Genomic DNA, 11,602 nt, shown 5'->3' on the forward strand with positions numbered 1-11,602 from the left:
TACCAAGCAAGCGCTTGGTTTGTAAAGTATCCCGGATCGAGTAAAATGAATCTGGTTTTGAAATTCACAATATTCGGATGCCTACGTGATTGAACCCGTGACCTCGAATGCTAATGAAAGCCCGATTCTGAAAGCCCTGGTGGCAGAAAACCTCGTTTCAGACCCCGCTGGTGCGCGAGGCCGTCTGCTGAAAGAAGCTGCCCGTCTGTTTCGGGAGAAGGGCTATGAGCGCACCACGGTAAGGGATCTGGCAGCAGCGGTGGGCATCCAGTCAGGCAGTCTGTTTCACCACTTCCGCACCAAAGAAGAGATTCTCAAGGCGGTGATGGTGGAAACCATTCGGCTTAATACCGCTATTATGCAGCAGGCCATGGAAGCAGCGGATACCGACAGAGACAAGCTGCGCGCGCTGATTCTCTGTGAGCTGGAATCCATCACCGGTCAGACCGGCGAAGCCATGGCGGTGCTGGTCTATGAATGGCGCAGCCTTTCGACTGCCGCCCAGGCTGGCGTGCTGGTGTTGCGGGAAATTTATGAACAGCTGTGGCTTGATGTGTTGGATTCCCTGGCGGCCCAAGGTGTGGTCAAAGCCGAGCCCTTTGTAATGCGGCGCATGCTGACAGGCGCCCTGAGCTGGACCGTTACCTGGTACCGGCCGAACGGAGGCATGACATTGTCGGACCTGACGGATCAAGTGATTGCGATGCTAAGGCTCGACTAGCGTCATCGTAGTGAGTCCGCATGTCTCTGCCAGCTACACCGCCCTCAAGTTTGCAGTTTCTTTCCCAGGTTCGCCCATCCTGCATCCGATTATGCATCCATAAGTATGAATTGGGCGTAATTTCGTAACCGGTTCGCCGTTGCCATCTGTTGGTAAGGTATGCTCGTTACATTCAGGGTAATCATTGTTGGCGGAGCACCAGATTTGATGCAGATATCAGTTCGATATGGGTTGTTGACCGCACTGAGTTTCGGTTTGCTAACCGCTTGTGAAAATGGCGGCGGTGGCGGTAGTTCAGAGTCCGCTGAAATGGACGATCTCAGTGGCACGATCTCTATTGAAGCCCGCTCTCGGGTGGATTCGGATACCGCTGACGATATTCGGGTGGGCCTCGCCATTGGAAACAGCCCTAACGATGAACGCCCCGGGAGCACACCCCAGAGTTTGCCCGGTTCCGGCATCTTTGGCGGTTATGTCAGCGTTACTGGTGGGGTCTACACCGATAGCGGCTTTGACTTCTACGCCGACGCCGAAGATCAGATACAGACCCAGCTTGCCGCCGGGGACAGGGTAGCATTGCAGGTATTCGCCGCCGACACCAACCTGGCCGGGCCAGATGTGGAGTTTTCGATCAATACCACGTCAGGCGACCTTTGTGGAGTCAATTGTCAGGACGGCCCACCATTTGTCTATGTTCATGAACAGGCAACAGTTGACGCCATCATAGCCATCTCGGCCAAGGACGGCGGGCCAGCGCGCTATGTGCTGACAGTGACTTCTGACACCCAGACCCCAGCTATGAATGTGGCCTACGCTGAGCCGGGTTTCCGAGTTGACGAAGCGGTCATTACTTCCCAGCCCGCCAAAACCGGCACATTGGTGCAAGCCGCCGCACTGGGCGCGAGCGAGGCAAGGGCTTTGGGTAATGGAGCCTGGCACCTGCGCCGTGTGCCCGCTTCGGTGGCGAGGATCTACAGTGGGGATGAGCTGGAGAAGGCCAGGAAAGCCACTCTGGACTGGATCAGGGAACTCCAGGTCCGCAGTGATATCCTGGCCGCTGGACCAAACTATCTCTACAACGCTCAGACGGTTGAGCCGAACAATGATCCCCTTTACCAACTGCAGTGGCACTACCCTCTGATCAACCTGCCACTGGCCTGGCAACTTGCCCCAAATGCAGGCGAGAGCGTGGGTGTAGCGGTGATGGATACCGGTCTTTTCAGCACCAGCCCGGGCAGCTATGGCAATTGGCATGAGGATCTTGTTGAAAATGTTCCTGTGGTGGCGTCGGATATTATCGGTCCTGACCAGTTCCTTGATTTTGTCACCGGTACTCTGGATATCGATACTCAACCTGGCCGTGATCGGAACCCGGCTGACCCGGGTGACGGCAAAGCCCAGAGCAGCAACTTCCACGGTACCCATGTTGCGGGCATCGTTGCGGCAGCGGATAACAGCATTGGTATGGTCGGCGTGGCATCAAAGTCCACTCTTATCCCGGTGCGCGTTCTGGGCCGGGACGGCAGCGGTTCCCTGAGTGACCTGATCGCTGCGATCAACTGGGCGGCGACCAATGGCCAAGTCGATGTCATAAATCTCAGCCTCGGTGGCGTGGGCCCTGACGCCAGCCTCGAACGTGCTATCAACGCGGCCGCTGCCAACGGCAAGCTGGTGGTGGCCGCCGCAGGAAACCAGGGTTCTGACGTACTGACCTTTCCGGCGGCTTTCGACAATGTGATCGGGGTGGGCGCCGTGGATGGCGCTCGCAAGCGCGCAGGCTATTCAAACATTGGCGGGTCGGTGGACCTCGTAGCACCCGGCGGTGACGCTAGTCGGGATGCCAACAATGATGGTAACGCCGACCTGGTGATCAGCGCGTGGGGTGAAGATTCGGGCGACGTTTTCGAGGCCCGCTATGCCGGCCTGCAGGGAACCTCCATGGCGGCGCCCCATGTTGCCGGGGTTTATGCCCTGATGAAAGAAGCTGCGAGATCAGCCGGGACCCCGGAAGTAACCCCCCAGCAATTCGCCTCTTTATTGCAAGCGGGCTTGCTGACTGATGATGTCGGCAATGCGACGGAATACGGTGCCGGGCTCATCAACGCATTGAAAGCAGTGAATGCCGCCCTGGACGGAAGCGAGGTAAAACTGTTGTCGTCCACGCCCTCCTCGCTGCAGTTTTCTGAAGCCGTATCCAGCCAGGGATTTTCCCTTGCGGCTTACCCCGAGGATAGTGCCGTAACGGTTGACACGGTAAATGTGCCGGAATGGATCGAACTGACCCCGGTGCCCTCAGGTCCACCAACCGGGGAAATCATCACCGCGACGGTGATCATGGATGGCCTTGAAGCGGATGCAAGTTTGCGTGATGTTATTACCATCAATTACACCGGCGGCTCGCAGCCGAGTCTCGAGATACCGGTGCGCCTGCAACTGGGGAATGTTCCGGGCGACACCGACGCCGGTCGTCATTACGTGTTGCTGGTCAGCACGGACGATGATCCGGAAACGCTCGCGCAACAAGTGGTTGAGTCCAGTGACGGTGGCTACCGGTTTGCGTTCACTGACCTTGAACCCGGTGAATACTTTCTCGTGGCCGGGACGGACAATGACAACAACGGATTTATTTGCGAAACAGGCGAAGCCTGTGCCGAGTATCCGGTGAACGGACTGCCTGAAAAAATCGTCATTGGCAACGAGCCCATCAGCGGTGTCACACTCACCACCAGCTTCCGGCGGCCGACCATCTCATCCATGGGGCTGCCGCGCTATGGCTTCGGGGGTTACCGGCTGATGACCGGGCCTTCTGATCAATCGACTCCGATCCGTCAACTGGAATCTGCTCCATGAAGATAGTGTTTCTCGGCCTGTTATCCGCGTTCCTGATGCTGTCGGGATGCGCTGGTACGAATGGTGAGTCAGACCAGGACGTCGGGACCGGTAAAGAGGTCGACGTCAAACAACCAGCGCCCCTGGCGAGACAGATCACGGCCTCTGACTATTGCGGGCTGACGGCGCCAGGCTTGGTCTACCTGGACAGTCTTAACGCGTTGCAGGCCTTCCGCTCCCTGAACGGCCAAATGCTCAGCCTGGATTCTGCCTCGAGTCTCGATTTTCAGCGCGAGCACTTGTTGGTGGTGGCGATGGGCCGTAAAAACACGGGCGGTTACGGCCTGACCCTGGCGGATGCCGCCATGAAGAACTCCACCCTGGCCGTGACGACCCGAGTTCATTCGCCAGCGCCAGACTCCATGGTTACTCAGGCCCTGACCACACCTTGTGTAGTGTTGGCGGTGACAGCCAATGATTGGGACAAGGTGGTCGTGCGCGGTGACGGCCTTATTAACATGACCCGAGCGCGATAGCCCGCGCCGCAACGGCACAAATCAACCGTTGATCTTTTGCCCCGAATCCCTAAGCTATGGGCCTGTTGTCGAGACATTCGCCCGGGAGTCCGTGTACCTCTATGAGCCAAAAACAATACAACGCCGATGCCATTGAAGTCCTGACTGGTCTGGACCCGGTGCGCAAGCGCCCGGGCATGTATACCGACACCAGCCGCCCGAACCATTTGGCGCAGGAAGTGATCGACAACAGTGTGGATGAAGCGTTGGCGGGTCACGCCCGGCGGATTGATGTCATTTTGCACAGTGATGGCTCCCTGAGTGTTGAGGATGACGGTCGCGGCATGCCGGTTGATATGCATAAAGAAGAAGGCGTATCGGGGGTTGAGCTCATCATGACGCGCCTTCATGCGGGCGGTAAGTTCTCTGAGGGTAATTATAGCTTTTCCGGTGGTCTTCACGGGGTGGGTGTATCCGTGGTTAACGCACTTTCCACCGAACTGGAAGTCACCATCAAGCGTGACGGCCAGCTTCACCGCATGACCTTCGCCAACGGTGACAAGCTGACAGATCTCGAAGTGATCGATACCGTTGGCAAGCGCAACACCGGAACAAGAATCCGGTTTCACCCAGACATCCGCTACTTTGATAGCCCCAAGTTTTCAATTACCCGCCTGCGTCATAACCTGCGAGCCAAAGCTGTACTGTGTCCCGGTTTGACAGTTACCTTCCTGCAGGAACAGACCGGTGAAAAGGACGAGTGGTTTTACGAAGAAGGTCTGCGGGATTATCTGAAAACCGCCCTGGCCGATATTGAGGTGGTGCCCCTTGAGCCTTTCACGGGCGAGCTTTCCGGTAACACCGAGCAGGTGCACTGGGCAATCCAATGGCTGCCAGAAGGCGGCGAAGCGGTTCTTGAAAGTTACGTCAACCTGATACCGACTGCCCAGGGCGGCACCCATGTTAACGGGCTGCGCACCGGCCTGCTGGAGGCGATGCGGGAGTTCTGTGAATTTCGCAGCCTGATGCCCAGAGGCGTCAAACTGTCACCGGAAGATATCTGGGACCGTTGCAGCTATGTGCTGTCATTCAAAATGCAGGATCCGCAATTCTCTGGCCAGACCAAGGAACGCTTATCTTCAAGGGAAGCTGCAGCGTTTGTATCCGGCGTGGTCAAAGATGCGTTCAGTCTCTGGCTGAATCAGCACACCGATGTGGCGGAAGTGCTGGCAGAGTTTTTCATCAACAACGCCCAGCGTCGTTTAAAGGCCAGTAAAAAAGTTGCCCGTAAGAGGATCACTTCCGGTCCGGCACTACCCGGCAAACTGGCCGATTGTTCTGGCTCCGACACCAATCGCTCCGAACTTTTTCTGGTAGAGGGTGACTCTGCCGGCGGGTCAGCCAAACAGGCCCGGGACCGTGAGTTCCAGGCGGTTATGCCGTTGCGGGGCAAAATCCTCAATACCTGGGAGGTGGACTCCAGCGAAATTCTGGCCTCTCAGGAAGTCCACGATATCGCGGTGGCCATCGGGGTGGATCCGGCCTCAGACACGTTTGAAGGCCTGCGGTACAACAAAATTTGCATCCTTGCCGACGCCGATTCTGACGGCCTTCACATTGCGACGTTGTTGTGCGCACTCTTTGTTAAACACTTCCGTCCGTTGGTACAGGCCGGCCACGTGTTTGTGGCGATGCCGCCCCTGTATCGGGTGGACCTGGGCAAGGAAACTTTCTATGCGCTCGATGAGCATGAGAAACAGGGCATCATGGACCGGCTGGCCGCTGAGAACCGGAGAGGCAAAGTTTCCGTTACCCGTTTTAAGGGCCTTGGTGAAATGAATCCGTTGCAGCTTCGGGAGACCACTATGGCTCCGGATACGCGCCGACTGGTCATGCTGACCCTGGAGGAGGGCGATGAGACCGACGAGCGCATGGACATGCTGCTGGGCAAAAAAAGGGCTCCGGATCGGCGGATCTGGCTGGAAGAGTACGGCAATATGGCTGACGTGGCGGGCTAAAGTTTGTATTGGTAAAGCTGAATTTCAACTTTAATATTCGTTTTAAACCTATCAACAGCACTCTTTATTCTTTCTTCATCTTCCTGAAATTCGCTAATCTGCACCCCTTTAGCCGCGAGTAACTCGAATGGAATGGCAGGGGTGGTTTTCGCTGGGCCTGGCAGCCGCAGCGCTCCTATTAATGAGTATCGGACGCTTCGGCCCGCATCTGGTAATGATGGGGGTGCTGATCATTCTGAGCGCCACCGGTATTCTCGATTCGACTGAGGCTCTGGCCGGTTTCAGCAACAGCGGCCTGATTACCGTAGTGGCGATGTTTGTGGTGGCCGCCGGTATTCATCATTCCGGTGGGGTCGACCTGTTGGTTCATCATGTCTTGCGTTCTCCTCGCACGGTCCGGGGCGCCCAGGCACGCATAGCGTTTCCGGTGGCGCTGTTAAGTGGTTTTCTGAATAACACCCCTGTCGTTGCCACCATGATCCCTGCCATTCACGCCTGGTCCCGGAAGATTGGTATAGCACCCTCAAAATTGATGATACCGCTGAGCTACTCCGCGATCCTTGGCGGCACCATTACTCTGATTGGCACCAGCACCAACCTGGTAGTGAACGGGCAGTACCGGGATTTGACCGGAGAGGAGGGTTTCTCAATCTTCTCCATTACCGCCGTGGGTTTGCCGGTAGCAGTCATCGGCCTGATCGCCATGCTGGTATTTCTGCCGCGCCTGCTGCCAGACCGAAAGGATCAGCAGAAGTTCGGTGCGATGCGGGAATTTACGTTGGAAGTGGCAGTAGCGTTGGATGGCCCATTGGTAGGAAAAACCGTGGGGGAGGCGGGCCTTCGCGAGCTGGAGCGCCTTTATCTGGTTGAAATTGAACGGGATGGCAGTGTCGTAACGGCGGTGCCTTCGGAGGAGCGTTTGCGGGGCGCTGACCGCCTGGTGTTTGCTGGGGACACCCAGGCAATATCAGACCTATTGAGAATCAACGGTATCGTGCCTTCGGTGCACGACGACGAGCCCAGTCTGAGTAAAGACCGGGCAGAGCGTCGGCTGGTGGAAGCAGCTCTGTCGCCGCAGTCTGATGTGCTGGGCCTGACCATTCGTGATGCCCGCTTTCGGGACCGATACGGTGCCGTGGTACTGGCGGTGGCCCGGGGCGGCGAGCGGGTCTCCGGTAATCTCGGCAATATCCGGCTCAAACCCGGCGACGTGCTGCTACTGGAGGCTCGCCCGGCTTTTGTGAGTCGCCAGCGTTATGCCAAGGATTTTCTGCTGATCAATGATCTGGAGACCGAAACTCCGCGCCATGATCGCGCCTATTTGTCCTGGGCAATTCTTTTGCTGTTGGTCGGCGCGGCAGCGGCCGGATTACTCAGCATGCTCAACGCTGCCCTGATGGGCGCGGCACTGATGATTCTGACCGGCTGCTGTTCCGTAGGACAGGCCCAGAAAGCAGTAGACGTGCCAGTCATACTGACCATTGCGGCGTCGTTTGCGCTAGGTGCCGCCCTGGAAGTTACGGGAGCGGCCAGCTATGCAGCAGAGTCGATACTCACAGTGAGTAGTGGTCATCTTTTGTTTACGCTTTTGCTGGTTTACTTCTCAGTCTCGGTACTGACGGAAATCGTGACCAACAATGCTGCGGCGGTGATGGTATTGCCAGTAGTGCTTTCGATGACCTCATCTCTGGATGTTGCCGCCGAGCCGTTTGTCATTGCCGTGATGATGGCAGCGTCCGCCAGCTTCGCGACCCCATTGGGGTATCAGACCAACATGATGGTTTTCGGTCCGGGCGGTTACCGATTTATGGATTTTGTCCGGGTGGGTATACCCATGAACCTGTTTATCGGCGTGGTGACGGTGATGGTTATTGCTCAGGTTTATGATATTCCCCTGAGTTGAGGTTGGGGGACACGATCAAACCGGATGGCGGCGTAGTGTGGTTTCGGTTATTGAGTGAGTATGTCGCAGCAGAGCACCGTGAGACTGCCATTGTGGTAATACGCCAGCGACAGAGTAACGCACATATTGGCCCCCGCAATCGACAGGTAAGGCCGGGTTACCTGTATGCGGTCTGGCTGAGCCAATGCCTGTTTCAGATAGTGCTGCCGGTACCAGTCCGCGCTCAAGGTATTTTCCAGAGGCAGGAACCGGGGGTCGAGCCTGCTTGCGCTGGTCGACGCGATCAAGGTGTTGTCAATCTGAACACCGTTGGCGTCGATAAGATAGCACCGTGAAACGGTATGATGTCCCAGCAGGTTTTTACAACTCACTTCCAGACCGGCTCCGAGACGCAATTGATCAACTGCTGAATGAAAGTAACCACCGAAAAAGTCGCTGATTTGCTGGGTAGGGTCCAGTTGAACCCGGTTTCTGCTCTTGTAATCCGTCAGTAGGCGTTCAAGGTCACTGACGTTCCGATGAATTCCCTCGAAATCGAGTGTCGGTTTACAGAAATAGAACCCTTGTACAAAATCCACCCCGGCATCAATAGCGATCATGGCCTGACCATGGGTTTCAACGCCTTCCAGTAGCACCAGACAACCCGACTGATGAAGCAGAGAGACAATGCCATTCAGAATCTGGCGAGCTTTCTTGTCATTAGTGGCCCGCGTGAGCAGCGTTCTGTCCAGTTTGACTATATCCGGTGACAGGTTCCAGATACGCTCAAAATTGGAATGGCCCGCGCCAAAATCGTCAATGGCCGTCAGGCACCCCAAGGATTTGTAATAGGCAACAGTGTTTTTGAGCTGCCGGGAGTCATCTGTTGGCTGTTCGACGATTTCCACCACGATGCGGTGCGGGGACAGCCCCGTGCGTTCTAATAAGCGTCCGAAAAACGAGTCAGAATGCCTGCCGTTCGCGACTACCGTCGGCGACACATTCAGGAAGAGCCAGTTCACCTGATCACTGAATGATGAATAATTCTGAACATGGAGATAGCGGCAAAGACGGTCAAGCAGGACATTTTCCGGTTCGCTGGTCGGCAACTGGAATAAGTGGATTGGCAGAACGCTGGCGTTGTCTGTGTCGAATGCCCTGATCAGAGCTTCATAGCCGACGACGCGCTTATGGGAAATACTGAAAATAGGTTGTAATGCGGTTCGGAGGATGAGCCCCTGAAAGCGGGCGCTCCAGCCATAATCGTGCCGATTGAGCATCGGACCGATAACGTCAAGTTCCGGGTCGGCCAGTTTGTGCGGCACGTTTTTTGACATATCTCGTCACTGGGGTCGTGGAACGGCGTTGTCAGAAAGCCCCACAGGGGGCAGGCATTCGGCCAGCTTATAGTCTTGACGGTGGGGCATTAATCAGCTGACCGCAAGACGGTTATTTTTGAAGAATGCCAAATTTTTCGCTAAGTTACCAGTATGTTAGATGTAAACGATTGTAAGAGAACGAGAGGCGGGTAGTTTTTACAGCAGGGTAGTTAGGTGAGCATTAAAGAGGCAAGCTGGATGAAGCAGACCTGTCTGAAGGGACAGGCCCGGTAATTCTAAACCATTGGCAGGGCAGATTAGCGCTTCAGTTGTTGCTGGGAACAACGACGCGTTCGTCGAATTCAACTTCCATTTCATTCTCCTTGAGTGTTAAAGGCTTCTGCCTTGAATATATGTATAGACTATCTTCTTTAAGGTTTTCCTCAATCCGTAGAATCCGTATTCGACAAAAGTCCAGCATCAGTTTTTCTGATCATTGCGTCCAAAACATTTCGGTTGGTTTTTGAGGTACGGATTTCTAAACTCAAGATGTCGCTTAACAAATCGCGACAGGATCATGGAGCCTTATAACTCATGCAGGTACGCAACTCGCTCACTCGCTTCGGTATTATCAGCATTGTTTTTCACTGGCTGGTTGCGATCGCGGTGTTCGGGCTTTTCGGACTCGGGTATTACATGGTCGACCTGACTTATTACGATGACTGGTACCGTTCCGCCCCCAACATCCATAGAAGTGTTGGCTTGCTATTACTCGCCACCGTCGTGTTCCGTCTGATCTGGCGATTGGCGAATACCCAACCTGAAACTCTCTCCAGTCACCAACGCTGGGAGGTTTTGGCTGCGCACATTGTTCACGGTTTGCTTTATCTTCTGCTATTCGTTGCAATGGTCAGCGGCTATCTGATTTCTACTCTCGACGGCTCTTCCATCGATGTCTTTAACTGGTTTTCAGTCCCATCCGTTACCGGTGAAATGCGTTTTCTCGAAGAGATTGCAGGTTTCGTCCATTACTGGGTGACGTGGGCGTTGGTCGTGCTGGCCGGTCTGCATGGTTTGGCTGCGATGAAACATCATTTTATTGATAAGGACAGAACGCTGCTCCGGATGATTGGGCGCGGCTGAGCGTCGGCCAAATGCCGGTCGGTTCTGCTGTCTATGTCGTATGTCTTTTAAACCCGGTCTGTTAGGGCCACAAAAGGAGATTACCCACTATGAAAAAACAACTGCTCGCCTCTGCCATATCCGTTGCCATGATTGCGGGTGCGCATGCCTCGGAACACAGCGGGACGTACGCTTTTGACGAGAAAGACTCCCACCAATTTGTCATGTTCAAGATTTCGCACCTTGGCTATAGTTGGCTGTACGGCGGTTTCAACGATTTTGACGGTGAGTTTGTTTACGACGCGGAAAATCCGGAAAACAGCACGGTCAATGTGACGATCGATACGGCAAGCGTGGATTCCAATCATGGCGAACGCGACAAGCACCTGCGTAGTGAAGACTTTCTGTTTGTGGACGATTTCCCCCAGGCGACCTTCAAAAGCACTAGCGTAAAGCTGGATGACGAAGATGAGGCAGAAATCACCGGGGATTTTACGCTGCGTGGCGTTACCAAGGAGATTACGCTGGATGTTGAAATGTTAGGCCATGGTAAGGATCCCTGGGGGGGCTACCGCATGGGCTTTGAAGCAGAAACAGAGCTGAAACTGGCGGATTTCGGAATTCCGACCGATTTGGGCAAGGCGTCCGAAACTGTCGAAATTATTATCTCAGTCGAAGGTATCCGTCAGTAATGTCTGATCGAGTCGCTGCACAGCTGCCACGCATAGCGTGACGGGCAGTCAGAGCCTTCCGGTGGCTGGCTCTGGGTTATTGAACCCGGAACCGGCCAGCCGAATACAGTCGCTGCCTGGTGAGGCGCCCTATAAATGCTGCTGGAGAATAATGGCTATAAAGGCTTGGAGTGGTGCTCCGCGCTTGAGCGGTACTGATCGCAACGGCAAAGTTTTAACTGGCGATAGAATTGGGCGCTGAATATAACCAGGCAGATCAGAACGCCAGCCCAGAGATAGGGTCCGGTGAGATGGAGATGGCCACTAATGGCGAATTCAATCAGAAACATCAGTGCCAGCGCCAACGTGCCGTTAATGAGCGCCGTTAACATTGCCTGCTGACAAGCTTTGAAGGTCATTCTCATCGTGTTCGCTCGATTAGAAAATAGACGGTTGCTGGACAGTAATGTAATTACTTGTTACCGAGAATACGGCGTGAGCTGCCGCCCCGACATTCGTGAATTC

At 55.0% G+C, this 11,602-nt stretch carries 9 protein-coding genes; 7 read left to right on the top strand and 2 right to left on the bottom strand.

Translation table 11 applies throughout. From position 1 onward, the window contains the following. The first annotated feature begins 85 nt into the window (after positions 1-85). The 5 genes from WEB64_RS02070 to WEB64_RS02090 all read left to right on the top strand — a co-directional run bounded on the left by WEB64_RS02070 (position 86) and on the right by WEB64_RS02090 (position 7,986). The gene (locus WEB64_RS02070; RefSeq protein ID WP_368062034.1) at positions 86-721 is read left to right on the top strand and encodes a TetR/AcrR family transcriptional regulator; all 636 of its coding nucleotides are present in this window, start codon (positions 86-88) and stop codon (positions 719-721) included. 207 nt (positions 722-928) lie between these two features. After that, complete coding sequence (locus WEB64_RS02075; RefSeq protein ID WP_368062033.1) at positions 929-3,571, top strand: S8 family serine peptidase; 2,643 nt, start codon at positions 929-931, stop codon at positions 3,569-3,571. Next, positions 3,568-4,086: a protease complex subunit PrcB family protein gene (locus WEB64_RS02080; RefSeq protein ID WP_368062032.1), complete on the top strand. Its 519-nt coding sequence runs from the start codon at positions 3,568-3,570 to the stop codon at positions 4,084-4,086. Before WEB64_RS02075 ends, WEB64_RS02080 begins: the two co-directional genes overlap by 4 nt. Positions 4,087-4,187: 101 nt before the next feature. After that, a complete protein-coding gene (gene parE, locus WEB64_RS02085) occupies positions 4,188-6,083 on the top strand; it encodes a DNA topoisomerase IV subunit B (RefSeq protein WP_368062031.1) in 1,896 nt (631 codons plus the stop codon). Positions 6,084-6,210: 127 nt separating this feature from the next. Next, positions 6,211-7,986: an SLC13 family permease gene (locus WEB64_RS02090; protein WP_368062030.1), complete on the top strand. Its 1,776-nt coding sequence runs from the start codon at positions 6,211-6,213 to the stop codon at positions 7,984-7,986. Positions 7,987-8,033: 47 nt separating this feature from the next. On the opposite strand, the gene WEB64_RS02095 is transcribed toward WEB64_RS02090, so the two are convergent. Next, positions 8,034-9,302: an EAL domain-containing protein gene (locus WEB64_RS02095; protein ID WP_368062029.1), complete on the bottom strand. Its 1,269-nt coding sequence runs from the start codon at positions 9,300-9,302 to the stop codon at positions 8,034-8,036. A 576-nt stretch (positions 9,303-9,878) separates the two neighbouring features. Here WEB64_RS02095 and WEB64_RS02100 point away from each other — a divergent pair. Both WEB64_RS02100 and WEB64_RS02105 read left to right on the top strand, forming a co-directional pair. Further along, complete coding sequence (locus WEB64_RS02100) at positions 9,879-10,427, top strand: cytochrome b (RefSeq protein WP_368062028.1); 549 nt, start codon at positions 9,879-9,881, stop codon at positions 10,425-10,427. Between the two features lie 89 nt (positions 10,428-10,516). After that, the gene (locus WEB64_RS02105) at positions 10,517-11,098 is read left to right on the top strand and encodes a YceI family protein (protein ID WP_368062027.1); all 582 of its coding nucleotides are present in this window, start codon (positions 10,517-10,519) and stop codon (positions 11,096-11,098) included. 155 nt (positions 11,099-11,253) lie between these two features. On the opposite strand, the gene WEB64_RS02110 is transcribed toward WEB64_RS02105, so the two are convergent. After that, complete coding sequence (locus WEB64_RS02110) at positions 11,254-11,502, bottom strand: hypothetical protein (protein WP_368062026.1); 249 nt, start codon at positions 11,500-11,502, stop codon at positions 11,254-11,256. Positions 11,503-11,602: the final 100 nt, after the last annotated feature.

It is taken from the genome of Marinobacter sp. (genome assembly GCF_040882185.1).
Lineage (GTDB): Bacteria > Pseudomonadota > Gammaproteobacteria > Pseudomonadales > Oleiphilaceae > Marinobacter.

Coding starts and splice junctions, on each gene's coding strand:
- WEB64_RS02080 (WP_368062032.1), top strand. CDS start 3,568: ATGAAGATAGTGTTTCTCGGCCTGTTATCCGCGTTCCTGATGCTGTCG.
- WEB64_RS02105 (WP_368062027.1), top strand. CDS start 10,517: ATGAAAAAACAACTGCTCGCCTCTGCCATATCCGTTGCCATGATTGCG.
- WEB64_RS02100 (WP_368062028.1), top strand. CDS start 9,879: ATGCAGGTACGCAACTCGCTCACTCGCTTCGGTATTATCAGCATTGTT.
- WEB64_RS02095 (WP_368062029.1), bottom strand. CDS start 9,302: ATGTCAAAAAACGTGCCGCACAAACTGGCCGACCCGGAACTTGACGTT.
- WEB64_RS02090 (WP_368062030.1), top strand. CDS start 6,211: ATGGAATGGCAGGGGTGGTTTTCGCTGGGCCTGGCAGCCGCAGCGCTC.
- WEB64_RS02110 (WP_368062026.1), bottom strand. CDS start 11,502: ATGAGAATGACCTTCAAAGCTTGTCAGCAGGCAATGTTAACGGCGCTC.
- WEB64_RS02075 (WP_368062033.1), top strand. CDS start 929: ATGCAGATATCAGTTCGATATGGGTTGTTGACCGCACTGAGTTTCGGT.
- parE (WP_368062031.1), top strand. CDS start 4,188: ATGAGCCAAAAACAATACAACGCCGATGCCATTGAAGTCCTGACTGGT.